The organism is Pseudomonas sp. B21-028 (assembly GCF_024749045.1).
Taxonomy (GTDB): Bacteria; Pseudomonadota; Gammaproteobacteria; order Pseudomonadales; family Pseudomonadaceae; genus Aquipseudomonas.
Map to the genome: position 1 here is coordinate 238,402 of NZ_CP087184.1, position 23,777 is coordinate 262,178.

At 61.2% G+C, this 23,777-nt stretch carries 17 protein-coding genes and 1 pseudogene; 12 read left to right on the top strand and 6 right to left on the bottom strand.

Annotated elements, in window-relative coordinates:
- Nucleotides 1-2 precede the first annotated feature (2 nt).
- Nucleotides 3-788 (top strand): aspartyl/asparaginyl beta-hydroxylase domain-containing protein, encoded by a 786-nt coding sequence (locus LOY35_RS01065; RefSeq protein WP_258629780.1) that lies wholly within the window; start codon nucleotides 3-5, stop codon nucleotides 786-788.
- Nucleotides 776-1,738, top strand: a complete 963-nt coding sequence (locus tag LOY35_RS01070; RefSeq protein WP_258629782.1) for a sulfotransferase family protein — start codon at nucleotides 776-778, stop codon at nucleotides 1,736-1,738. The genes LOY35_RS01065 and LOY35_RS01070 overlap by 13 nt, the downstream gene beginning before the upstream one ends.
- Before the next feature lie 88 nt (nucleotides 1,739-1,826).
- Here the strand turns inward: LOY35_RS01070 and LOY35_RS01075 are convergent, their stop codons facing one another.
- Nucleotides 1,827-2,588, bottom strand: coding sequence for a slipin family protein (locus tag LOY35_RS01075; RefSeq protein ID WP_258629783.1), 762 nt, complete (start codon nucleotides 2,586-2,588; stop codon nucleotides 1,827-1,829).
- A 1-nt stretch (nucleotide 2,589) separates the two neighbouring features.
- Nucleotides 2,590-3,114 carry an NfeD family protein gene (locus LOY35_RS01080; protein ID WP_258629784.1) on the bottom strand — a complete coding sequence of 175 codons (525 nt, stop codon included), beginning with the start codon at nucleotides 3,112-3,114 and terminating at the stop codon, nucleotides 2,590-2,592.
- Nucleotides 3,115-3,268: 154 nt separating this feature from the next.
- Here LOY35_RS01080 and LOY35_RS01085 point away from each other — a divergent pair, with 154 nt between their 5' ends.
- From LOY35_RS01085 to LOY35_RS01125, 9 genes and pseudogenes are all read left to right on the top strand, one after another.
- Complete coding sequence (locus LOY35_RS01085; RefSeq protein WP_258629785.1) at nucleotides 3,269-3,514, top strand: DUF2789 domain-containing protein; 246 nt, start codon at nucleotides 3,269-3,271, stop codon at nucleotides 3,512-3,514.
- A 209-nt stretch (nucleotides 3,515-3,723) separates the two neighbouring features.
- A complete protein-coding gene (locus tag LOY35_RS01090; RefSeq protein WP_258629787.1) occupies nucleotides 3,724-4,305 on the top strand; it encodes an alpha/beta hydrolase in 582 nt (193 codons plus the stop codon).
- Between the two features lie 49 nt (nucleotides 4,306-4,354).
- On the top strand, nucleotides 4,355-5,191 hold the full coding sequence (locus LOY35_RS01095) for a sigma 54-interacting transcriptional regulator (RefSeq protein WP_258629789.1): 837 nt from the start codon (nucleotides 4,355-4,357) through the stop codon (nucleotides 5,189-5,191).
- A 331-nt stretch (nucleotides 5,192-5,522) separates the two neighbouring features.
- Nucleotides 5,523-6,476, top strand: coding sequence for a hypothetical protein (locus LOY35_RS01100; RefSeq protein WP_258629793.1), 954 nt, complete (start codon nucleotides 5,523-5,525; stop codon nucleotides 6,474-6,476).
- 25 nt (nucleotides 6,477-6,501) lie between these two features.
- Nucleotides 6,502-11,250, top strand: a complete 4,749-nt coding sequence (locus LOY35_RS01105) for an RHS repeat domain-containing protein (RefSeq protein WP_258629794.1) — start codon at nucleotides 6,502-6,504, stop codon at nucleotides 11,248-11,250.
- 169 nt (nucleotides 11,251-11,419) lie between these two features.
- Entirely contained in the window at nucleotides 11,420-12,202 is a 783-nt protein-coding gene (locus LOY35_RS01110) for a MetQ/NlpA family ABC transporter substrate-binding protein (protein WP_258629795.1), read from the top strand.
- 508 nt (nucleotides 12,203-12,710) lie between these two features.
- Nucleotides 12,711-13,814 (top strand): efflux RND transporter periplasmic adaptor subunit, encoded by a 1,104-nt coding sequence (locus LOY35_RS01115; protein WP_258629797.1) that lies wholly within the window; start codon nucleotides 12,711-12,713, stop codon nucleotides 13,812-13,814.
- Complete coding sequence (locus LOY35_RS01120; RefSeq protein ID WP_258629801.1) at nucleotides 13,811-14,875, top strand: efflux RND transporter periplasmic adaptor subunit; 1,065 nt, start codon at nucleotides 13,811-13,813, stop codon at nucleotides 14,873-14,875. The genes LOY35_RS01115 and LOY35_RS01120 overlap by 4 nt, the downstream gene beginning before the upstream one ends.
- Nucleotides 14,872-17,918: pseudogene (locus LOY35_RS01125) on the top strand (efflux RND transporter permease subunit). The gene LOY35_RS01120 and the pseudogene LOY35_RS01125 overlap by 4 nt, the downstream one beginning before the upstream one ends.
- 154 nt (nucleotides 17,919-18,072) lie before the next feature.
- On the opposite strand, the gene LOY35_RS01130 reads toward LOY35_RS01125, so the two are convergent.
- A complete protein-coding gene (locus LOY35_RS01130; RefSeq protein ID WP_258629804.1) occupies nucleotides 18,073-20,286 on the bottom strand; it encodes a heavy metal translocating P-type ATPase in 2,214 nt (737 codons plus the stop codon).
- An 86-nt stretch (nucleotides 20,287-20,372) separates the two neighbouring features.
- Between LOY35_RS01130 and cadR the strand changes: the two genes are divergently transcribed.
- Entirely contained in the window at nucleotides 20,373-20,819 is a 447-nt protein-coding gene (gene cadR, locus LOY35_RS01135) for a Cd(II)/Pb(II)-responsive transcriptional regulator (protein WP_258629805.1), read from the top strand.
- A 164-nt stretch (nucleotides 20,820-20,983) separates the two neighbouring features.
- On the opposite strand, the gene LOY35_RS01140 is transcribed toward cadR, so the two are convergent.
- The 3 genes from LOY35_RS01140 to LOY35_RS01150 form a co-directional block, all read right to left on the bottom strand.
- The gene (locus LOY35_RS01140) at nucleotides 20,984-21,955 is read right to left on the bottom strand and encodes a thymidylate synthase (RefSeq protein ID WP_258629807.1); all 972 of its coding nucleotides are present in this window, start codon (nucleotides 21,953-21,955) and stop codon (nucleotides 20,984-20,986) included.
- A 51-nt stretch (nucleotides 21,956-22,006) separates the two neighbouring features.
- Nucleotides 22,007-22,816 (bottom strand): prolipoprotein diacylglyceryl transferase, encoded by an 810-nt coding sequence (gene lgt, locus LOY35_RS01145; protein WP_258629809.1) that lies wholly within the window; start codon nucleotides 22,814-22,816, stop codon nucleotides 22,007-22,009.
- Nucleotides 22,817-22,884: 68 nt separating this feature from the next.
- Complete coding sequence (locus LOY35_RS01150; protein ID WP_041021511.1) at nucleotides 22,885-23,667, bottom strand: sulfite exporter TauE/SafE family protein; 783 nt, start codon at nucleotides 23,665-23,667, stop codon at nucleotides 22,885-22,887.
- Nucleotides 23,668-23,777 lie beyond the last annotated feature (110 nt).

The window sequence follows — 23,777 nt, forward strand, 5'->3', positions numbered from 1 at the left end:
GCATGACGCGTCCGGCGTTTTCCCGGCTGCCGGTAGCGGTGCATCTGCCGTTGCTGTTGCAAGCGCTGGCAGCCATTGAGGCGGACCGTTGGAAAGGGCATTTCAACAATGCCTACTACAGCGGTGACTGGAGTGGCGTGGCGCTGATTTCGGCGGCCGACGCGCTGACCGAATTGTCACCCGGACAGGGACAGCCTTTGCACCGGCCGCCTTGGGCAGATGACGATCGCTGGCACCAGGCGTTGCGCGACTGGCCCCTGGAGATCGTCTCGGCCCGGCTGTTGCGGCTTGGTCCCGGCGGACAGATCCACAAACACCGTGACTACGACCTGGGTGGGCCGGACGCCGACCTGCGCCTGCATGTCCCGTTGCTCAGCCCACCAGACGTGGATTTCTGGCTGGAGGGGCAGCGTATCCCGATGAAGGCCGGTGAATGCTGGTTTCTCGATCTGTCGCGGCCCCATCGTGTCGACAATCGGGACCGGTCGCCACGGGTCCATCTGGTGCTCGACTGTCGCCCTGGCCCATGGCTGGAGCAACAGATTGTCGATGGGCTGCCCACCACCCCAGCTGCCCGCGACGAACGTGGCGACTTCCTGCGCTTTGAGCAACAGGTGGCAAGCGATCCGCAACTCGCCCGTACCCTGCAGAGCCTGACAGACCCGGACGCTTTCATCGAATGCGCCGTGACATTGGCTGCCCGGCAAGGGCTACAGGTGCGCCGGGAAGAGCTGCGGACGGCCATGCGCAATGGCCGCCGGCAGTGGAGCGAGCAATGGAAGGCCTGAACCTGCAAGGCTGGCTGCCGATACGCGTGTGGCAAGAGGCGGGGCAGTGGCGGGTCGATTGGTGCTGGTTTGGCGAGAAGCCCTTGTCGCAACCCTTCTTCGGTGATGCCGTGGAAGACGCCCTGCGCCTGCCCTTCAATCAGGCGTTCCGGCGCCAGACACCCTTGGACGCGCTCGCCCAGTGGCAGCATCAGAGCCCCGGAATTGCGCCCAGCGCGTTCATCTTCCATGCCTCGCGCTGTGGCTCGACACTGATCAGCCAGATGCTGGCGCAACTGGACGACCACATCGTCGTCTCCGAACCGCCGCCGCTGGATCGATTACTGCGCAGTGCCCTGCCCACCGCCGAACGCCACGCGGCGCTCCAGGGATTGCTGTCGGCCTATGGACAACCTCGTCGAGGCGTGGAGCGGCGATTGGTGATCAAGCTCGACGCCTGGAACATTGGTGAGCTGCCGCGCCTGCGTGAATGTTTTCCCGACACACCCTGGCTGTTCGTGTACCGCGATCCGTTGGAGATCGCCGTGTCCCACCTGCGCCGCCCCGGCATGCACATGGTGCCGGGGATGCTCGGTCCGAGCATGCTGGACGATGGGTTGCCATTCAGCGGCCAGGAGGATTTCATCTCGCGACGGCTGGGCCGGTTGTTGCAGATGGGATTTGAGTATTGCCACGGCGCTGGCGGGTTGGCGGTCAACTACAACGAGCTGCCCGAGGCGATGACTGGAGGGCTGGCGAGGTTTTTCCAACTCGATGATGCCCAGCCCAAGCAATCTTTCGCGGCGGTGGGACGGCACGCCAAACAGCCGTCGCAGCTATTTGCCGATGACAGCGATGAAAAGCGCCGGGAGGCTTCGCCATTGCTGCGCGAGCGGGTGGAGCGGTGGGCGCAGAAGCCCTATGACGCATTGGAGAATCTACGCGATGACCTTTGTGGCGAGGGGATTTAGCGAAACGTCGCGCCACAGGAGCTCATACAAACCTTGAGAAAGCAGCAGGTAGTCACCTCGGGGCAGTGCTTCTATCTCCAGCGGTCCATCAGGACTTGTTCGGCGACAGCTCCGCCATCCCCTTGAGCAACTCGATCGGCAGGGGAAAGACGATAGTGGAAGTCTTGTCCCCGGCAATTGACCCCAGCGTCTGCATGTAGCGCAGCTGCATGGCGCCTGGCTGGCGCCCGAGCATCTCGGCGGCCTGCATGAGTTTTTCCGAAGCCTGCAACTCACCTTCGGCGTGGATTACCTTGGCCCGCCGCTCACGTTCGGCCTCGGCTTGCCGGGCGATGGCACGGATCATCGATTCGTTGAGGTCCACATGCTTGATTTCGACGTTCGCCACCTTGATGCCCCAGGCGTCGGTCTGGGCATCCAGCACCTGCTGGATATCGCCATTCAATTGCTCGCGCTCGGCCAGTAGTTGGTCCAAGTCGTGTTTGCCGAGCACGGCGCGCAAGGTGGTCTGGGCCAACTGGCTGGTCGCCATGAGGAAGTTCTCGACCTGGATGATTGCCTTCTGCGGGTCGAGTACGCGGAAATACAGCACCGCATTGACCTTCACCGAAACGTTGTCCCGGGTGATCACGTCCTGGGGGGGGACGTCGAGCACGATGGTGCGCAGGTCGACGCGGATCATTTGCTGCACCACTGGAATCAGCAGGATCAACCCGGGCCCCTTGACCTGCCAGAACCGGCCGAGCTGGAACACCACCGCACGTTCGTATTCGCGCAGGATCCGGAAGGTCGAGGCTGCCAGCGCGATCAGCAGTAACAGCAGCATTACAAAACCGATTTGCATACCCATCTCATGCTCCTTGTGAATCAGCGGGGGCCACTTCCAGCAGCAAGCCCTTGCGAGCGATGACACGCACCGCCTGTCCAGGCCGTAGCGACGTCGCGCATGCCACTTGCCAGCGTTCGCCCTCCAGCTGCACCCAGCCATGGTGATGATTGCCGGGCAGCAGGGTGGTGACCACGGTGATGTTTCCCAGTAACGCGGCATCGCCGCTGACGGGTTGGCGCGGTCGGGTTTTCAACGCGCGGATCAACAGGAAGATCAACAGCAAGGCACTGACCAGGCCCAACCCGATCATCAAGGGAACGGGTACATCGGCGTTGGTCAGGATAATCGCGCCGATGACACACAAAATGATGCCGCCCAATCCGGCTACGCCATAGTTGGGCAAGGCCGCCTCGGCGATCAGTAATGCCACGCCCAAGGCAATCAGCCAGAAACCCAGGGCGTTGGCGACCATCGGCGCAGAGCCATCGGCAGCCAGCACCGACCCACTCATGGCCAACAGCGCAAGCATCAAGCAGCGAATATTCACCGGACCCTCCGCAACGCCCATTGTGATGTTTATCCACAGTCGTTACCCACAGTCTAGTCGAACCCTGGGTTGATCGAATTTTAACCAGTCCGGCAACGCTCCAAAGGCTAGACTGCTGGAAGAGAAACCGCCTCCAGCCATGTCAGGAGCTCCCATGGAAACCCCAATCCACAGCCTTCCCGCCCTGTTCAAGCAACTGGGGCTGCCCGACGATGCCGTCAGCATCGATCAGTTCATTGCCAGCCATTCACCCCTCAAGCCCGAACTGCACTTGGCTGACGCGTTTTTCTGGAACGAGGGCCAGCGGCAATTGCTGCGCGACGAAATCCTCGAGGATGCTGATTGGGCGATGGTGGTGGATCGGTTGAATGAGTTGTTGAGAAAGGGGCGCAGTGACTGATGCAGAGGCAGAACCTATGAGAGCGAGCCTGCTCGCGATAGCGATCTCACATTCAACGCAGTGGCGACGGGTGTATCGCTTTCGTGAGCAGGCTCGCTCTCACAAAGCTTTATATTCAATTTAATTATTAATAAATATCTTCTTATTCCTTAAGCAATATGGTTCTCCTCCCTATACTCGTCCCTGAACAGACACGCGGGAGAGCACCCATGCGCAACGAATCGACTCGCTACCTGATTGTGCCGGGCTGGCAAGGATCGCCGGAAAATCATTGGCAGACCTATTGGCAGAACAGTCTGCCTAACAGTACCCGGGTCGAGCAGGACAACTGGCTGACGCCCCGGCGCGAAGACTGGGTGGCCGCGCTGGCCGAGGCCATTGCCGCCGACAACAGGCCGGTGATCCTCATTGCCCACAGCCTGGGCTGCATCACGGTTGCCCATTGGGCCGCCACCGCGCCGCTGCAACTGCTACGGCAGGTTCGCGGAGCGTTGTTGGTCGCACCGGCGGATGTCGAACGGCCGGCCTGTGCGCCTGCGTTGCGCAATTTCGCACCGATTCCCACCGATCCGTTGCCCTTTCCCAGCCAGGTGGTCAGTTCCGACAACGACCACGCAGTGAGTGCACCGCGTGCGCTGGAACTGGCGCGTCACTGGGGGGCCGAAGCCGGGATCCTGGCCGGAGCGGGGCACATTAACGTGCAGTCCGGCCATCAGCGCTGGGAACAGGGTTTCGCCTATCTCTACCGTTTGCAAAACCGCACGGAGCATCACGCCCTGCGTCGCGCCTGAGTTTTTTAACGCCCTCCCGTTACCCTGCGGTGTGGGGCGGGAGTCTGCCATGAGCCTGCATGAAACCTTCGGTCAGTCGTTGCTGACCTTTCCCGACGCGGAAAAAAGCCCCCTGAGCATCCGCGCCAAGGCGCTGGTGTTCGTTGACCCACGCTCGCGCCAGCTGCGCCAGGCACTGGAGCAACTGGCGCCACGCGCAATCCCGGTACTGATTCGTGGCGAAACCGGTACGGGCAAGGAATTGCTTGCCCGGCATATCCACCGTGAAAGCGATCGTGGCGGGCTGTTCGTCTCGGTCAATTGCGGCGCCATCAGCCCGACTTACGCCGACGCCGAATTGTTCGGCTATGCGGCCGGCAGCTACAGCGGTTCGGCCAGCAGCCGGGCCGGCTGGTTCGGCTCGGCCAATGGCGGCACGTTGTACCTGGATGAAATCGGCGACCTGCCGCTGCCGATCCAGGTCAAGTTGCTGGCGGCCCTGGAAAACCACGAAGTCACCCGCGTTGGCGCTCACCAGCCCAGCCCCGTGGACGTGCGGCTGGTGGCGGCCACCAGCATCGACTTGGCGCAAGCGGTGGCGGCCGGAAAATTTCACGAACGGCTTTACCACTACCTCAGCGAAGGCCATCTCGAATTGCCGGCCCTGCGTGATCGGGTGGGCGATATCCTGCCCCTGGCCGAATATTTCCTGGGCATCTACAGCCAGCGCCTCGGCCTGGCCATGCCGCTGATCAGCGAAGCGGCGCAACGTGCACTTGAACGGCACAGATGGCCTGGCAATACCCGAGAGTTGGAGAACGTCATTCATTTTGCGTTACTGGTGAGCGTTGGGGATTACATATTGCCGGAACATCTCAATTTGCCGCATTTAACGGAGTCCTCGTAGTGGTTCCAGGTTTCACTGGTTTAGCGAATCTTCAGTAACCTGGGTGATTAAAATAAATCGCTCGTCGGCATAAGGTTAGTGCATAAGATTTTCCAGAATATTTAACCCTGGCAACTTTGGAGTTGTCGGGGTTTTTGTTATGTGGGGATTAAAAGTTCTTGTGCGATAGAGATTTTGTTTGTGCGGATTTTTAGTTTGTCGTGCAAACAATTTGTGCGCTTTTAGCGCTTGATCGCCGGTGCTCTGAAGTTGTTAATTGGATGGCGAAGCAAAGTGCTCAGCCGAATGAGGCGCGAGACCATGACCATTAACTGGAATGCCGGAGATTTAAATGGAATACAAAAATAGCCCACCTGTCGCAGCGCAGCAGTCGGAATGGAATGACTTGAAGGATTTCGGAATTTTTTCCGTAACGGGTGGTAACCAGCTATACAGCAATGGTTATCAGCAATTAATGGTAAAGGTGTTTGTTCAAGTTCAAAGTTGGTTCGGAAGTAGTCTTCCGCTGACCCAGGCTGAACTCGACTCCATTGTCCTGATTGATGGGCATACGGGCGCGGAGCTAACCAAGGACAGGCATCGCGGCGATGTCGGTGTATGGAAATATATCGATCGGGAGGATCCCCGCTTTCGCCAGCTCCCACCCAATATGCCAGTCCGCGGCTCGGTGCCGTCGGGGGAATTTGTCTACACGCGGGATTTTTTTGTCACGTCCAGCTCCGATAGGCCCATCGACTTGCAGCTACGCATGACACGAGCAGACGGCGTAACGTTTCGATCCAATAAGCAGGATGAATTTGGCGCGCTCACGTTAGTTCCAATTCCGCCAGCCATCTACCGCTCTGAACAATACTCGCTTAGTCGTACTTCCGCCCCTTACTCCAGTTCAAGGGGGGATATCGAGAAGGTCGAGCTTTTTATGCTGGACCTGATAGTTGATCAGCAGCGAATGGGGTTCGTAGCGGATTTCAGCCTGAGTGTTCATCCGAGGATAGGCAGCGCGGACAGGCGTTATTCGGGTTACTACCTTGTCGGGTACGGGAACGGTCAACCTATACGAACCGGGGGGGCAGTGAGTTGGGAACGTCCGGATGTATTGGGAAGGCATCGGAGTGAAAGCGGGCGTGTTGCATTGGTTCTGGCCTACGGGAAACTCGGAAAGGTCTGGGTGAGGGACCCTGTAATGGGTACTGCACTGGAACTGCGCGACATGTATGGAAATCGTCATGAGCTGCGCGTGGAGCTGGCTGATAATCCGCTGGCGGTCCGTGTGATCCGGATATAAAAACAATTTGTTCAAGGACGAACCGATGAATACCACTTCACCTCTTCAGGGGCAGCTGACTTCGGCCGCTTTCAAGTTCGACAGTTTTGTCCGTTCGGGCGTGGACCCCCGCACCGGTAGCTGCAGTTGCAGCGTGGCGCTGGACGCGACGCCGCCTGACACGGCCGTCGGGTCGAAAGTATCAGTGACCCTGGCATACGATTCCTTCAATGATCGGGACCTTGGTTTTGGAACCGGTTGGTCCTTGCGCACTTGCAGCTATGATCAGCGCAGACGAAAGTTGACGCTGACGAGCGGGGAAACCTATCAGCTTTTTACCGATGGACGTCAGGTCGCTTTCCAGGACAAGAAGCTCGATAACTTGTGCGTCACGATGCAAGGCAATGAACTTGTCATTGAACACATCGATGGCAGGACCGAGATTCTTTCACGCCCCGGTACAGTCCATGATGAATGGCTGTTGGCGCGGGAATACAGTCCCGAGGGCAAGGAAACGCTCTATGAGTACCGTCTCGTCACTGGCCGACGGCAACTGGTAGCGGTTTACCAGCAGCATCGCCGAATCTTGCAGGTCGACTACGCCCGGTACGCATCGACGGCTCCGATGATCACGGTATGGCCGGATATCCCCTCGAGAAAACTCCAATATCTGTTTGCCCTGGGCAATGGAAGACTGCAACAGATCAGGTTGATCACCGCTGAAAATGTCCCGTTGACCTGGTCCTTTGACTATTCGTACGACCATGGCTTTTTGCTGATGACTGAAATCCTCCAGCCAAGCGGGGCCCGGCAAACACTCAAGTACAAGGTTGAGGGTCATAAGCTGCCCAGCGGGGCACCGGTGCCTTACTTGCCCGTTGTGACTCAATCGATCCTGTCCCCTGGCGGGGGACAGCCGGCAATGATCAGCATGTACGAATATTCCGCTAGGAATTTTCTTGGGCATGGTTCCGGGGTGCGTTGGTCCGCTGAGCGTGATGTGCTTTATGACGTCAGCGGCAACTACGAATACTCCTGCACCCAGATCCAGATGGTGCCTGGCCCAAGTGGCCTGCGTGAGTCTTCCCGGGTCATACGCACCTATAACCGCTTCCACTCGATGATTTCGCAAAGAACCATCAGTGGCAGCACGATGCAACTGCGGGAAATCGAATACTACGATGTGCCCAATCGAGCGTTCAGGGATCAGCCCCCGCAGTTCCAGATGCAGCGGGTTGTACGTGATAGCGTTTTTGACACCCGCGTGGTCGAGGGGCGACGCCGCACTGACAGCAGAAGTGAGATCACCCGTACGTCCTATGATGAACATGGGAATCTGCTGGAAAAAACCGGTCCGGGTGGGGTGCGGGAGGTCTATGAGTACTTTCCGGCACAAGGGAGCGCGGACTGTCCCGCCAGCCCAATCGGCGTGCCTTGTTTTCTAAAGCAGAAATCGATTATCGCCTCAGCCGATTTCGCCGCCGCGCCGACCACTGTGGTGCGTTACACCTACAGTGAGCTGCCCTCGCTGCTCGCGGGTAGCCGCTGTGTCCGGCTCGCCAGCGAAATACTGTACGAGGAAGGCGTCAGCGAGCCCCGTGTGGATTGTCGATTGAGCTACATCAACAACGTCAATAACTTCTTTCATGGGCGGTTGCACAGCAAGGTCGAAACCGTAGGCGGCGTTCGCAACGAGCACCGTTATGCGTATCAGCGCGAGAACGATAACGTTCGCACCGACCAGACCTTCAGCGCTCAAGGGCTGAGCCATCTGAGACAGGACTGGCATGACGTGTGCGGGTGGTTGATCAGGACCGGTGAGTCCGGCGGTAATACCGTCAGCATGGAATACGATTCGCTGGGGCAACTGACCCGTGAAACGGTGATGCCTGAGACTGGCCGCTCGGCGTCGCGCCAGTTCATCTATCAAGCAAAGGCCAGCTCCGATGATCGTTGTGTCACTGTCATCGTCAAGGATTCCCGCGGAGCCCTGACGGCCACCCGCAGCGATGGACTTGGACGCACCATCAGGGTCGAGAAACAAGACGTCGATATGCCCGGCGCGCCCATGCGTGTGATCTATGAGGCGAAGTACGACGGCCTCGGACGCCTGCAGTCGGATGAACAAACCGACTGGTTCAACGGCGAGCCGAAAACGCTGGAGACCCATTACGGGTACGACGACTGGGGACACCAGAGCCGCATCAGCCGCCGCGGGCAGGTGATTGCCCATGATGAAATCGATCCTGTAGCGCGTACCCGCACCGAGTGGATGGAGGGCGGCGGCAAGACCCGTACATTCATCAACGCCTTGGAGAAGCCGTCGCGCGTCGAACGTGTGGACCTGGCAGGCGTTGTGCGGGAGGTTACCGTCTATGGATACGATGGACTGGGACGGTGTATCGAGCAAATCGCTTCCGACGGTGCGGTTACCCGCTATACGTACGATCTGGCCGGCCGTGTGTTGAATACGACATTACCCGACGGCACCGTGATCGAAAAAGAGTACGCCCCGCAGAGCCAGGGTGACTATCCCACCCAAATCAGCGCGAACGGGTACGTGGTGGGAAGTCGTACCTATGACGGGCTGATGCGCATTACCGGCAATCAGTCTGGCGGTCGTACTGAGCGGATGGTCTATGCAGGTTCCAGCAGGAACCCTTCGCAGAAGAGCACCGCGGCTGGAAAAGAATTGCGGTTCACCCATGATCCGTTGCTTGAGGATGGCCTCACCGGCCGTTCCGGCGGCCAGGCGTCCGTCGCGGCGAGGCATCGGTTCGACCCTCGCACGGGTCTGCTCCAGGAGTCGTCCAATTCACTGGTGCAGCGACGCATGGAATACTGCCCTTCCGGCCGGCTCAGCCGGGAGTCATGGGTCACGGCACTTGACCGGTTCGACAGTGGGCAAACCTATTCGTTGATGGGCAAGCCGATGGTCCACACGGATGTCAACGGCACGATCCGCACCTGTGTCTATGACCGGACGGGACGCCTGGCGGCAATCACCCAAGGCCCGGCTGCCGCCTCCACTCAGGCATCCATCAGCGCCGCGTACACGTACGACGCTCAAGAACAAGTCAAGCGCATCACCGTCACCGACCCCCGATCGGGCCTTTCGATGGTCACAGACCTGGCCTATGACGAGTTTGGCCGCGAAATCCTTCGACGGTCCTCCCAAGGAAATGACGTCGTCGAGGTGGCCCAGTCGTTTGGTCCGGGCGACAGGCTCCGCCTGCGTACGCTCAAGTCCAACGGAGTCTTGCGTGTCGAGACGTTTGCCTATGACTTGCGAGGCCGGTTGACCCGTTACGCCTGTCATGGCCAGCAGGCGCCGGTGGACGCGCAAGGTAAAATCATCGCTTCGCAGAACTACGCCTATGACTATCTCGATAACCTCCGCCAGGTCGTTACGCATTTCACAGGCGGCGCGAACACCGCAACGTATCGATACGATCTGGCGGATAAAACCCAGCTCAGTGCCGTTACCAACAGCCATCCCGACTATGTCTCCGCCAATGCGACCTTCCGGTACGACGATGACGGCAACCTGCTCAACGATGCCCATGGACGAAACCTGCACTATGACGAATTGGGTCGCCTGGAGCGCGTGAGTTCGGCTGACTCAAGGTCGACATTGGCGCGTTATCGATACGATGCCTCCGACCGACTGCATGCCATTGAGTGGGCAGGGCAAAAGCCATGTCGGCGTTTTTACCGTGCAGAGCAGTTATGCAGCGAAGTAGCGGGAGAGGAGAGTCGCAGCATCCTGTGCGAAGAGCGGCAGTTGCTGGCGATGTCCCAGGACCAGGACACGCTGCTATTCGGGACCGACGGCAGGGGTAACGTCTTGCAAGCACTTTGCGGTGACGACAACACCCGGCATGCCTATTCGCCCTATGGGCAGCGCTCGGCGACGGACGGATTGGGCAGTCTGTTCGGTCTCGGCGGCGAGCCGCTGGATCCGGTGACCGGTTGTTATCTGCTCGGCAACGGCTATCGGGCCTACGATCCGGTACTGATGCGATTTCACCGGCCAGACAGCTGGAGCCCTTTCGATGGCGGCGGTCTCAACCCCTACGCCTATTGTCTCGGGGACCCGATCAACCTGAGCGATCCGACCGGCCATATTTCTACCTGGGGCTGGATCAAGATTGGTTTTACCGCTGCTTTCGCGATCGCTTCCGTTGCATTCACCATCGCCACCCTGGGTGCATCCGCACCCCTGATAGGAATGTCGTTTTCGGCCGCAACGGCCTTGACGCTGGAGGTAGTGTCTGGCGCGGCATCGATAGCGTCCATCGTGCTGGAGGAGACGGCTCCGGACGCCGTCGCGACCCAGCTCCTGAGTTACGCCAGCATTGCCTTGGGCGTCGTGTCCGGTGGGGCTTCCCTGACGGGAAAACTGCTGGGCAAAGGTACCTCGGTAGCCTTGCGGAAAACGGTCGAGTCGCTCAGTGACGTCGTGACACTGGGCCGCGGTAATGCCTTGCGTGGGACGCGCATCGGTGACTACGCCAGGGCCGCGAGCCCTTTGGTCCGAGGCGCAGGGCGACGCAACCTCATGGCCTTGCAAAACGATCTCAGAAATGTGCTGACCGCCAAGGACGTGGTCAGCTATGCCAACTACCCGGTCAAGGGCGTTACCTACACAATCGATAGGGACAAGTACATTGAAAAAGCCCGAGGCTTCCTGGGACTGACCGAGGAGAGATTCAGTAGCGGTCGGCGTGGCGAGGCACCGGATGATATCTACGGTGACATCAGGGAGCGAAGCTCGGATATCCGCTTCGCATGAAAAAGCCTGCGCAGACCTATAAGCAATTGATATATGTACTTCTATAAAAGGTATTGTTAAGGCATAAAAAATATCGGTATCTTCCGTACCACGCCAGCGATAGCAATTCGCTGGCACTTCCACATTGACCGTCGTCCATGACGACCGTGATTTTCGATAAGGACACTGCATGAAAAAGGTTCTGTTGTTCACCGCATTGGCGGCAGCGCTGGCTTCGGGCCTGGCCCAGGCCGCGGAGAAGCTGGTGGTAGCGGCTACTCCGGTACCCCACGCTGAAATCCTTGAGTTGATCAAGCCAGCCCTGGCCAAGGAAGGCGTGGACCTGCAAATCAAGGTGTTTACCGACTACGTGCAACCCAACGTACAGGTCGATCAGAAGCGTCTGGACGCCAACTACTTCCAGACCCTGCCGTACCTCAAGAGCTTCAACGAAGGCAAAGGCACGAACCTGGTCACTGTGATCGGTGTGCACGTCGAGCCGTTTGGCGGCTACTCGAAGAAAGTCAAAAGCCTGGCCGAGTTGAAGGATGGCGCGACCATCGCCATCCCCAACGAAGGCAGCAACAGCGGCCGCGCCCTGATCCTCTTGCAGAAGGCTGGCCTGATCGAGCTGAAGGACCCGAAAAACGCCCTGGCAACACCCAAGGACATCGCCAAGAACCCGCATAACTTCAAGTTCAAGGAACTGGAGTCGGCCATGCTGCCGCGGGTGCTGGATCAGGTCGACCTGGACATGATCAACACCAACTATGCCCTGGAAGCGGGTCTCAACCCGGCCAAGGATGCGCTGGTGATCGAGGGTTCGGATTCGCCTTACGTCAACTTCCTGGTGGCCCGTCCAGACAACAAGGACAGCGCCGCCATGCAGAAACTGGCCAAGGCCCTGACCAGCCCGGAAGTGAAGGCGTTCATCGAGAAGAAATACAGCGGCGCGGTATTGCCGGCGTTCTGATCGAACCCGCCCTGTAAAAAGCTGGAATGATCGTGGCGAGGGAGCTTGCTCCCGCTGGCTTGCGAAGCGAGTCCCAAACCTTGCGACTGCTTCGCAGCCGAGCGGGAGCAAGCTCCCTCGCCACAATAAATCGAAGTAACGGGCCCCAGCTTGGGGCTTGTGCGGCTACACAGCTCCCATCTTCAGCGCGCGACGCAGGGCCACCAGCAGTTTGACAAGATCTCGCGGGTCGAGGGGTTGCGGGGCTTTCACGTCAGCCATGGGTCTCTCCTTGTGATGAGGGCTGTGGTTCCGTGAGGAGATTCCTTTCACCAAAGCCTGTCTGCAATTCCCGGAAAGATAGACGGCCCCCTTCCGCTACGCAAACGTCCATGCCTGCTCAATCACCGACTTGACCGGTCCTGTCCCGGCTTCTTGGGTCCGGCCCTACCCGTGCATCCATGGAACCCTGTTCTAAGCTCACAGTCGTATCGTCACTGGTACGCTCGTACAGCGCAAAGGAGTCTGCATGGCTGGTCCCCGAAACAAACTGGTTGTTTGCTTGGGCTTGTGTGCATTGCTGGCGGGATGCGGTGACGAAAAGATCGGTGAAAAAGCCCTGCCGCGGGTTTTCGTGCAGCAAGTCGTGCCTACCGAGTATGCGGCCTCGGTGACCTTGACCGGGGATATCCAGGCGCGGGTGCAGACTGATCTGTCGTTTCGTGTAGGCGGCAAAATCATCGAGCGCAAGGTCGATGTCGGTGACCGTGTCTCGGCCCGGCAAGTGCTGGCCCGGCTCGACCCTCGGGACTTGCAGACCAACGTCGATTCCGCCGAGGCCCAGGTGGCCGCCGAGCAGGCGCGGGTCAAGCAAAGCGCGGCGGCCTTCGTGCGCCAGCAGAAACTCTTGCCCAAAGGCTACACCAGCCAGAGCGAATACGACGCGGCCCAGGCGCAATTGCGCAGCAGCCAGAGCGCGCTGACGGCCGCCCAGGCCCAGTTGGCCAATGCGCGGGAACAACTGAGCTACACCGCGCTGATCGCCGAGGCGCCGGGCATCATCACGGCGCGACAGGCCGAGGTCGGCCAGGTGGTGCAGGCTACGGAACCGATCTTCAGCCTGGCCCGGGATGGCGAGCGTGACGCGGTGTTCAACATCTACGAATCGCTGCTGAGCGAACCCCCCTCGGATCCGGCCATTGTCATCAGCCTGCTGGACAACCCGGCCATCCAGACCACCGGCAAGGTGCGCGAGATCACCCCGGCGGTGTCCGCCGAGACCGGCACCGTACAGGTCAAGGTGACCCTCGACGATGTGCCCGAAGGCATGCGCCTGGGGTCGGTGGTGAGCGCCACCGCCAAGTCCGCGGGCAAGACCGCTGTGGAGCTGCCCTGGTCGGCGTTGACCAAGAACCTCAGCGAGCCGGCCGTGTGGCTGGTGGACGGCGAGGGCAAGGCGCAATTGCGCACTGTCACCGTCGGCCGCTACCTGACCGGGAAAGTCATCATCAGCGACGGGCTCAAGAAAGGGGAGACCGTCGTCACGGCCGGCGGGCAATTGCTGCATCCCGGCGTGCGGGTCGAGATCGCTGAAAACACCCATGACACACCGCCGGCAGGAGCCCAGCCATGAAGCGTTTGGGGATGGTCCTGGCAAGCCTGGTCCTGGCGGCCTGCTCGAAGGAAGACGCGCCACCCGAGCCGGTACGTCCGGTGTTGTCCATCGAAGTCCGGGCGCTCGACCAGCAGGCCCTCGGACGCTTCGCCGGGAATATCCAGGCGCGTTACGAGAGCAATGTGGGTTTCCGCGTACCGGGGCGAATTGCCAGTCGTAATGTCGATGTCGGCGCCGAAGTAAAGAAAGGCGATCTGCTGGCGACCCTCGACCCCACCGATCAACAGAACCGCTTGCGTGCCGCCCAGGGTGATCTTGCACGGATCGAGGCGCAGTACATCAACGCCCAGGCCAATGCCCGTCGCCAGCAGCAGTTATTCGATCGGGGTGTCGGTGCCCAGGCGCAGCTGGATGTTGCCCAGACCGACCTGAAAACCACCGGTGCTTCTCTCGAACAGGCCCGGGCCGCGGTGGAGCAGGCCCGTGACCAGCTCAACTACAGTGAGCTGCGCACCGACCATGACGCCGTTGTCACGGCCTGGACCGCAGAAGCCGGGCAAGTGGTGGCCGCCGGCCAACAGGTGGTGACCCTGGCCCGCCCGGACATCAAGGAGGCGGTGATCGACCTGCCGGCCGGGCTGGCCGAACGCCTGCCCGAAGACGTGGTGTTCGAAGTCGCGGCGCAACTAGACCCGAGTATCCGCACCACCGCCATCGTGCGTGAGATCGAGCCCCAGGCCCAGAGCGCCACGCGCACCCGTCGCGCGCGCCTGACCTTGACCGACACCCCACCGGGCCTGCGCCTGGGCACGGCCATCAGCGTGACGCTGAGCTCGGCCATCGAACCGCGCATCGAGTTGCCGCTCAGTGCGTTGCAGGAGGTCGATGGCAAGGCGCGGATCTGGCTCGTCGACCCGCAGAGCCAGACCGTCTCCCCCCGTGAGGTGAAAATACTCGAACGTTCGGCCGACTCGGTGCTGGTGGCCAACGGCATCAAGCCCGGCGACCGCGTGGTCAGCGCCGGCGTCAACAGCCTCCAGCCGGGGCAGAAAGTGAAACTCGACGAGGACGCACGATGAAAGGGCCGTTCAACCTGTCCGAATGGGCCCTGCGGCATCAGTCGTTTGTCTGGTACCTGATGTTCGTCGCGTTACTGATGGGCGTGTTCTCCTACGTGAACCTGGGCCGCGAAGAAGACCCGTCGTTCACCATCAAGACCATGATCATCCAGACCCGTTGGCCGGGCGCGACCCAGGAGGAAACCCTCAAGCAGGTCACCGACCGCATCGAGAAAAAACTCGAAGAGCTCGACTCCCTCGACTATGTCAAAAGCTACACCCGACCGGGCGAGTCGACGGTCTTCGTGTACCTGCGCGACACCACCAGCGCCAAGGACATTCCCGAGATCTGGTACCAGGTACGCAAGAAGATCAACGACATTCGTGGCGACTTCCCCGAAGGCTTGCAGGGACCGGGTTTCAACGACGAATTCGGTGACGTGTACGGTTCGGTGTATGCCTTTACCGGTGACGGCCTGTCGATGCGCCAGTTGCGCGACTACGTGGAGCAGGTGCGGGCCGAGATCCGCGACGTGCCCGGCCTGGGCAAGGTGGAAATGCTCGGCGAGCAGAATGAAGTGCTGTACCTGAACTTCTCCACGCGCAAGCTCGCTGCATTGGGCATCGATCAGCGCCAGGTGGTGCAGAGCCTGCAATCCCAGAACGCGGTGACGCCTGCCGGGGTGATCGACGCCGGGCCGGAGCGGATTTCCGTGCGCACGTCCGGGCAGTTCCAGTCGGAGAAGGACCTGGCCAACGTCAACCTGCGACTCAACGATCGGTTCTATCGACTGGCCGACATCGCCGAGATCAGTCGCGGCTACGTCGATCCGGCTACGCCGCTGTTCCGCTTCAACGGGACGCCGGCCATCGGCCTGGCCATTGCCATGAAGAAGGGCGGCAACATCCAGGAGTTCGGCAAGGCGCTGCATGCCCGTATGACCGAACTGACCGCTGACCTGCCGGTGGGCGTCGGCGTGCATACGGTGTCGGACCAGGCCGAAGTGGTGCAGGAGGCAGTCGGCGGCTTTACCAGCGCCTTGTTCGAGGCGGTGGTGATCGTGCTGGTGGTCAGCTTCATCAGTCTCGGCGTCCGCGCCGGGCTGGTGGTGGCCTGCTCGATTCCCCTGGTACTGGCAATGGTCTTTGTGTTCATGGAGTACAGCGGCATCACCATGCAGCGGATCTCCCTCGGCGCGTTGATCATCGCCCTCGGCCTGCTGGTGGATGACGCGATGATCACCGTGGAAATGATGGTCACGCGCCTGGAAAAAGGTGAAACCAGGGAGCAAGCCGCGACCTTCGCCTATACCTCGACCGCGTTCCCGATGCTCACCGGCACCCTCGTCACCGTCGCCGGTTTCGTGCCCATCGGCCTGAACGCCAGTTCCGCCGGCGAGTACACCTTCACCCTGTTCGCGGTGATCGCCGTAGCGATGCTGGTGTCCTGGATCGTCGCGGTGCTGTTCGCCCCGGTGATCGGTGTGCATATCCTCAGTACCAACGTGAAACCCCACGACACCGAGCCGGGGCGAATCGGCCGGACGTTCAATGGCGGCCTGCTATGGGCGATGCGCAATCGCTGGTGGGCTATCGGCATCACCGTGCTGCTGTTCGTGCTGGCGGTGTTCTGCATGCGCTTCGTGCAGAACCAGTTCTTCCCGTCTTCGGACCGGCCGGAGATCCTGGTGGACCTCAACCTGCCGCAGAACGCCTCGATGGACGAGACGCGCAAGGCCGTCGACCGCCTGGAAGCGACCCTCAAGGGCGACCCGGACATCGAGCGTTGGAGCACCTACATCGGCGAAGGCGCGATTCGTTTCTACCTGCCGCTGGACCAACAACTGCAGAACCCCTACTACGCGCAACTGGTGATCGTCAGCAAGGGCCTGGAGTCGCGCACGGCCCTCACCGAGCGCCTGCAAAAACGCCTGCGCGAGGACTTCGTCGGCATTGGCAGCTACGTGCAGGCCCTGGAAATGGGCCCGCCGGTAGGCCGGCCGATCCAGTATCGGGTCAGCGGCAAGGACATCGACCAGGTGCGCAAGCATGCCATCGAGCTGGCCACCGAACTGGACAAGAACGAGCACATCGGCGAAATCATTTACGACTGGAACGAGCCGGGCAAGGTCCTGCGCATCGACATCGCCCAGGACAAGGCACGGCAACTGGGGTTGTCCTCCGATGACGTGGCCAAGCTGATGAACAGCATCGTCAGCGGGTCGCCGGTCACCCAGGTCGACGACGACATCTACCTGATCAACGTGGTCGGGCGTGCCGTGGACAGCGAACGGGGCTCACCGGAAACCTTGCAGAACCTGCAGATCGTCACGCCGGGCGGCACGTCGATTCCGTTGCTGGCGTTCGCCACGGTGCGCTATGAACTGGAACAGCCACTGGTGTGGCGTCGCGACCGCAAGCCGACGATCACCATCAAGGCTGCGGTGCGCGATGAAATCCAGCCCACCGACCTGGTGAAACAGTTGCAACCGGACATCGACAAGTTCGCCGCCGGCTTGCCCGTGGGCTACAAGGTCGCCACCGGGGGACGGTGGAGGAGAGCGGCAAGGCCCAAGGGCCGATTGCCAGTGTCGTGCCGCTGATGCTGTTCCTGATGGCGACGTTCCTGATGATCCAGCTGCACAGCGTGCAGAAGCTGTTCCTGGTGGCCAGCGTCGCCCCCCTCGGGTTGATCGGCGTGGTGCTGGCGCTGGTCCCCACAGGCACGCCCATGGGCTTCGTCGCGATCCTGGGAATCCTGGCGCTGATCGGCATCATCATCCGCAACTCGGTGATCCTGGTCACCCAGATCGATGAGTATGAGCGCGACGGCTATGAGCCCTGGGATGCGGTGGTGGAGGCCACCCAACACCGGCGACGACCGATCCTGCTCACGGCGGCCGCAGCGAGCCTGGGGATGATCCCGATTGCCCGGGAAGTGTTCTGGGGACCGATGGCCTACGCGATGATCGGCGGGATCATCATCGCCACGCTGTTGACCCTGCTGTTCCTGCCGGCGCTGTATGTGGCCTGGTACAAGATTCGCGAGCCGCAACGCGATTGAGGGCAGTTTCTATGGCTAATGACTGGCATTAGCCTGTGGCGAGGGGATTTATCCCCGCTGGGCTGCGTAGCAGCCCCCAAAAAACAGGGCCGCTGCGCGCCCCAGCGGGGATAAATCCCCTCGCCACAATGGTTATGTGTGTTAAGCCGCTCTTTCATTTACGCAACAACCGCAACCCATTGAATACCACCAGCAAACTCACCCCCATGTCGGCAAACACCGCCATCCACATGGTGGCGAACCCGGCGAAGGTCACGCCGAGGAAGATCGCCTTGATGACCAGTGCCAGGGCGATGTTCTGTTTCAGGATGCTGGAGGTTTGCCGCGAGAGGCGGATAAAGGTCGGGATCTTGCGTAGATCATCGTCCATCAAGGCGACATCGGCCGTCTCGATGGCCGTGTCGGTGCCGGCCGCCGCCATGGCGAAGCCGATTTCCGCTCGGGCCAGGGCGGGGGCGTCGTTGATGCCGTCGCCCACCATGCCGACCCGGTGACCCTGGGCGTACAGGCCTTCGATGGCCTGCAGCTTGTCCCCCGGCAGCAGGTCACCCCGTGCCTGATCCATGCCGACCTGACCGGCAATCGCTTCGGCGGTATGGGCGTTGTCGCCGGTGAGCATCAGGGTCTTGATGCCGAGTTCATGCAGCTGCCGGATGGCTTCGCGGCTGGAGTCCTTCACGGTGTCGGCCACGGCGAACAGCGCCAGGGGACCCGAGCCGTCGAGCAGCAGCACCACGGACTTGCCTTGTTTTTCCAGGGCGAAGAGTTTCTCTTCCAGTTCCGGGGAACACAGGCCCAGGTCTTCCACCAGGCGATGATTGCCCAAGTGGTAGGTCTGGCCGTTGATATCACCTCGAACACCGCGGCCGGGGAGGGCTTCGAAGTTATCCACAGGCTGCGGCGCCGGTTGTTTATCCACAGCGGCGATGGCCCTGGACACCGGGTGATCGGAACGGGCGGCGAGACTGGCGGCCAGGGCCGGCGCGGTGCTTTCCACGGTTGGGTCCAGCACTATGCAGTCGGTCTGTACCGGTTTGCCGTGGGTGATCGTGCCGGTCTTGTCCAGGGCCAGGTAGTCGAGCTTGTAGCCACCCTCCAGGTACACGCCGCCCTTGACCAGGATGCCTTTGCGCGCTGCCGCCGCCAGACCGCTGACGATGGTCACCGGGGTGGAGATCACCAGTGCACAGGGGCACGCCACCACCAGCAGTACCAGGGCCCGGTAGATCCAGTCGAACCATGCCGCGCCCATGAACAATGGCGGGATGACGGCTACCGCCAGCGCCAGGGCAAACACCGCCGGGGTATAGATTGTCGAGAATCGGTCGACGAAGCGTTGGGTCGGCGCGCGGGAGCCCTGGGCCTGCTCCACGGCGTGGATGATCCGCGCCAGGGTGGATTGGTCGGCCGCCGCAGTCACGCTGTATTCCAGTTCGCCGGCCTGATTGATGGTGCCGGCGAACACCTTGTCGCCCACGGTTTTTTCCACCGGCAGGCTTTCGCCGGTGATCGGCGCCTGGTCGATGGTCGAGCGACCGGCCACCACTTCACCGTCCAGCCCGACGCGCTCGCCGGGGCGAACCCGTACCCGTGCACCGAGGGCGATGGCCTTGACCTCCCGCACCTGCCACGTGCCATCGGCCTGTTGCACCGTGGCCTGTTCCGGAGCCATCTGCATCAGACCGCTGATGGCATTGCGCGCCCGGTCGAGGGATTTGGCTTCGATCAGTTCGGCCACGGTGAACAGGAACATCACCATGGCCGCTTCCGGCCACTGGCCGATCAGCACCGCGCCGGTCACGGCGATGCTCATCAACGCATTGATGTTCAGGTTGAAGTTCTTCAGGGCGATCCAGCCCTTCTTGTAGGTGCCCAGGCCGCCGCTGAGGATCGATACCAGGGCCACCACAGCGACTGCCCAGTCTGGTGCGGCATTGGTGAAATGGATCAACTCGGCACCCAAGGCGGTGACGCCGGACAACGCCAGCGGCCACCAGGGTTTGGCCGGGGCCGGCAGGTCGCTGGTTTGGGTTTCCTGGCCCGGTGTCAGCGGTTCGGCCTGCATGCCGAGGGACTGGATGGCGCTGATGATCGGCCCATCGTCGGGCAGGCCGTGGGTCACGCCCAATACGCGATTGATCAGGTTGAATTCCAGCTGCTGCACGCCTTCGAGCTTGCCGAGCTTGTTCTGGATCAGCGTCTGCTCCGTGGGGCAGTCCATCGCTTCGATGCGGAAACTGCTCAGCCGGGCACCGTCCGTCGGCGCTTTACCGAGGTTGACCACGGACGGCGCCGCTTTCGACGCGCAGCAGGAATGCCCGTGGTCATGGCCGTGGGCGGGCTTATGGATGTGAAGGGAATCGCTCATCGGGTTACGTCCATGAAAAGTGCTTGTTGCACAGTAAAGACCCTGTAGCCACTATAGGGTCAAGCACCTGTTCAGGAGGCAATGTCATGAAAATCGGCGAGCTGGCGAAAATCACCGACTGCCAGGTCGAAACCATCCGTTATTACGAGCGTGAAGGCCTGCTGCCGGAACCGGCCCGCAGCGATGGCAATTACCGCGTCTACACCCAGGCCCACGCCGAGCGGCTGACGTTCATCCGCAACTGCCGCACCCTGGACATGACCCTGGAAGAAATCCGCAGCTTGCTGGCTCTGCGCGACAGTCCGCAGGATCAGTGCGAGAGCGTCAACGCGCTGGTCGACGAACACATCCTCCACGTCAAGGCCCGCATCGACGGCCTGCTGGCCTTGCAGGCGCAACTGATCGACCTGCGTCATCGCTGCGGCGAAGGGCCGGATCCGGATCAATGCGGGATCTTGCAGCGCCTGGAAGTGAGCGGGGCGGTGGTGCCGGAGGTGGAGCCTTCGCATGTGGGGCGCAGTCACGGGCATTGAGCCCTTGCCGCCAATCCGAATACACAGAGGCCTATGGGCTGGACCTGTGGGAGCAAAGCTTGCTCGCGATGAAAACACCTCGATCCGTCAGTAGATCGCGTATCGTTCGTCGCGAGCAAGCTTTGCTCCCACAGGCTTGTTCCCACAGGAAGTAGTGATGTGCTTCAGACCGCCATCGGCGCGGTCATCGGCGCATGGTGCTGGTAGCCTTCGAGGGAGAAATCGCTCGGTTCCACCAGCTCCAGCCACTCGGGCTGGTACACACCGGTCTTGGCAAACTCCGGTACCCGCTCGGAAATCACCAGCCTTGGCATCGGGAACGGCTCGCGGTTGAGTTGTTCCTTGAGCATGTCCAGGTGGTTTTCGTAGACGTGGGCGTCACCGATGAAATAGGTGAACCAGCGCGGCGTGTAGCCGGTCAGGCGGCCGATCAGGCTTAGCAGGGCGGCGCCTTCGGTGAGGTTGAACGGCGTGCCCAGCCCCAGGTCGTTAGAACGGATGTAGAGGGTCAGGGAAATTTCCTTGGTCTCGACATTCGGGTGGAACTGATACAGCAGATGGCACGGCGGCAGGGCCATTTCATCGAGCTGGGCGCAGTTCCAGCCGTGGAACAGGATGCGGCGGCTGCCCGGGTCCTTGATGATGGTGTCGACACACTGGCGAACCTGGTCGATGGCCTTGTACAACACCACATAGGCCCGGCCGTTTTCCTCGCCTTCGGCAATCTGCCGGTAGCCCTGGGCCAGGGTCTGCTCGATGGCCGCCGGATTGCTCACGGGGATCTGCTTGTAGGCCGGCCACTTGCGCCACTGCACGCCGTAGATTTCCCCCAGGTCGTCCTCGCCCTGGCGGAACGGGTTGGCCAGCCACTGGGTGTTTTCGTTGGCGTTCTGGTCCCAGACCTTGCAGCCCAGGGCACGGAATTCGGCGGCGTTGTTGACGCCACGGAGAAAACCGCACATCTCGCCGATGGCCGATTTGAACGCCATCTTGCGGGTGGTGATGGCCGGGAAACCGTCCTTCAAGTCATAGCGCAGCATCGCCCCAGGAAAACTGATGGTGTTCACACCTGTGCGGTTGGCCTGCTTGGTGCCGTTCTTGATGACGTGGGCCACCAGATCGAGATATTGCTTCATGGGTTACCTGTGTCCTTGAACCCGAGGCCGGCGCCTCGGGGTTCGAATTTTTTAAGCCTTGGCCGCCGCAGCCGGCGCACGATGATAAGCCAGCCAGATCAGCACCAGGCCACCCACGATCATCGGCAGGCACAAGACCTGGCCCATGGTCAGCCAGTTCCAAGCCAGATAACCGAGCTGGGCGTCCGGCACGCGGACGAACTCGACGACGAAGCGGAAGATCCCATAGAACAGCGCGAACATGCCCGACACGGCCATGGTTGGCCGCGGCTTGCGCGAGAACAGCCAGAGGATCAGGAACAGGGCCACGCCTTCGAGGGCGAACTGGTAAAGCTGCGACGGATGACGCGGCAACTGCGCCGGATCGCTGAACGGCGGGAAGACCATTGCCCACGGTACGTCGGTCGGCTTGCCCCACAGTTCGGCGTTGATGAAGTTGCCGATGCGTCCGGCGCCCAGGCCGATCGGCACCATCGGCGCGATGAAGTCCATCAGTTCGAAGAACGACTTGTTGTTGCGCTTGCCGAACCACACCGCCGCCAGCATCACGCCGATGAAGCCTCCGTGGAACGACATGCCGCCCTTCCAGACCTCGAAGATCAGCGTCGGGTTCGCCAGGTAGGCGCTCAGGTCATAGAACAGCACATAACCCAGGCGTCCGCCGACGATCACGCCCATGGACAGCCAGAACACCAAGTCGGAAAGCTTTTCCTTGTTCCAGGTCGGGTCGAAACGGTTGAGCCGTCGCGACGCCAGCAGCCAGGCACCGCCGATGCCGACCAGGTACATCAGGCCGTACCAGTGGATTTTCAGCGGGCCGATGGCCAGGGCCACCGGATCGATCTGCGGGTAAGGCAGCATTGATATTCCTCGTCAACGTCAAAAATATGCGGGTGACCCTGCCACCCCGGGATTAAGCCATGATTGCGTCAGAGCAGGAAACTCAGGCCCACGCAGAACAGCAAAGCCGCGAACAGCCGCTTGAGCAAGCGCGGCGACAGGCGATGGGCCAGTCTTGCGCCGACGCGGGCGAAGACCATGCTCGTCAGGGCGATGCCCAGCAGTGCCGGCAAATACACAAAACCGAGACTATGGGCCGGCAACAGTGGATCGTGCCAGCCCAGAATCATGAAACTTAATGCACTGACCAGGGCGATCGGCAAGCCGCAGGCCGACGAAGTCGCCACTGCCTGCTGCATGGGCACGCTGCGCCAGGTCAGGAACGGCACGGTCAGCGAGCCGCCGCCGATGCCAAAAATCGCCGAGGCCCAGCCGACGACCGTGCCGGCCAGGGTCAACCCGGCCTTGCCAGGCACCGTGCGGCTGGCCTTGGGTTTGAAATCCAGGGCCAGTTGCGCGGCAACGATCATGGCGAACACGCCGATGATCTTTTGCAGGTGCGGGCCGGAAATCGCTTCGGCGGTGACCGCGCCGAAACCGGCCCCGATCAGGATCCCGACAGTCATCCAGGCGAAGATCGGCCAGCGTACCGCGCCTTTGCGCTGGTGTTCGCGCACGGCATTGACCGAGGTGAAGATGATCGACGCCAGGGAGGTACCGACGGCCAGGTGCGTCAATACCTGCGGGTCGAAACCCTGCAGGGTGAAGCTGAACACCAGCACCGGGACAATGATCATCCCGCCACCCACGCCGAACAACCCGGCCAGCACCCCGGCGCAGGCACCGAGCAGCAGATAGATCACGAATTCCACCAGCGTCTCCCCCGCCCATCCCCGAAACAAGAGCGGCATGGTAACGGATCCATGGCCTTGGGCTCTACTGAAGGCGATGGATGCACGGGCGATGTGTCGGTTAGAGTGGA

Excerpts from the sequence above, each read along its gene's own strand:
- LOY35_RS01065 (WP_258629780.1), top strand. The coding sequence starts at position 3 with ATGACGCGTCCGGCGTTTTCCCGGCTGCCGGTAGCGGTGCATCTGCCG.
- LOY35_RS01070 (WP_258629782.1), top strand. The coding sequence starts at position 776 with ATGGAAGGCCTGAACCTGCAAGGCTGGCTGCCGATACGCGTGTGGCAA.
- LOY35_RS01075 (WP_258629783.1), bottom strand. The coding sequence starts at position 2,588 with ATGGGTATGCAAATCGGTTTTGTAATGCTGCTGTTACTGCTGATCGCG.
- LOY35_RS01085 (WP_258629785.1), top strand. The coding sequence starts at position 3,269 with ATGGAAACCCCAATCCACAGCCTTCCCGCCCTGTTCAAGCAACTGGGG.
- LOY35_RS01090 (WP_258629787.1), top strand. The coding sequence starts at position 3,724 with ATGCGCAACGAATCGACTCGCTACCTGATTGTGCCGGGCTGGCAAGGA.
- LOY35_RS01095 (WP_258629789.1), top strand. The coding sequence starts at position 4,355 with ATGAGCCTGCATGAAACCTTCGGTCAGTCGTTGCTGACCTTTCCCGAC.
- LOY35_RS01100 (WP_258629793.1), top strand. The coding sequence starts at position 5,523 with ATGGAATACAAAAATAGCCCACCTGTCGCAGCGCAGCAGTCGGAATGG.
- LOY35_RS01105 (WP_258629794.1), top strand. The coding sequence starts at position 6,502 with ATGAATACCACTTCACCTCTTCAGGGGCAGCTGACTTCGGCCGCTTTC.
- LOY35_RS01110 (WP_258629795.1), top strand. The coding sequence starts at position 11,420 with ATGAAAAAGGTTCTGTTGTTCACCGCATTGGCGGCAGCGCTGGCTTCG.
- LOY35_RS01115 (WP_258629797.1), top strand. The coding sequence starts at position 12,711 with ATGGCTGGTCCCCGAAACAAACTGGTTGTTTGCTTGGGCTTGTGTGCA.
- LOY35_RS01120 (WP_258629801.1), top strand. The coding sequence starts at position 13,811 with ATGAAGCGTTTGGGGATGGTCCTGGCAAGCCTGGTCCTGGCGGCCTGC.
- LOY35_RS01130 (WP_258629804.1), bottom strand. The coding sequence starts at position 20,286 with ATGAGCGATTCCCTTCACATCCATAAGCCCGCCCACGGCCATGACCAC.
- cadR (WP_258629805.1), top strand. The coding sequence starts at position 20,373 with ATGAAAATCGGCGAGCTGGCGAAAATCACCGACTGCCAGGTCGAAACC.
- LOY35_RS01140 (WP_258629807.1), bottom strand. The coding sequence starts at position 21,955 with ATGAAGCAATATCTCGATCTGGTGGCCCACGTCATCAAGAACGGCACC.
- lgt (WP_258629809.1), bottom strand. The coding sequence starts at position 22,816 with ATGCTGCCTTACCCGCAGATCGATCCGGTGGCCCTGGCCATCGGCCCG.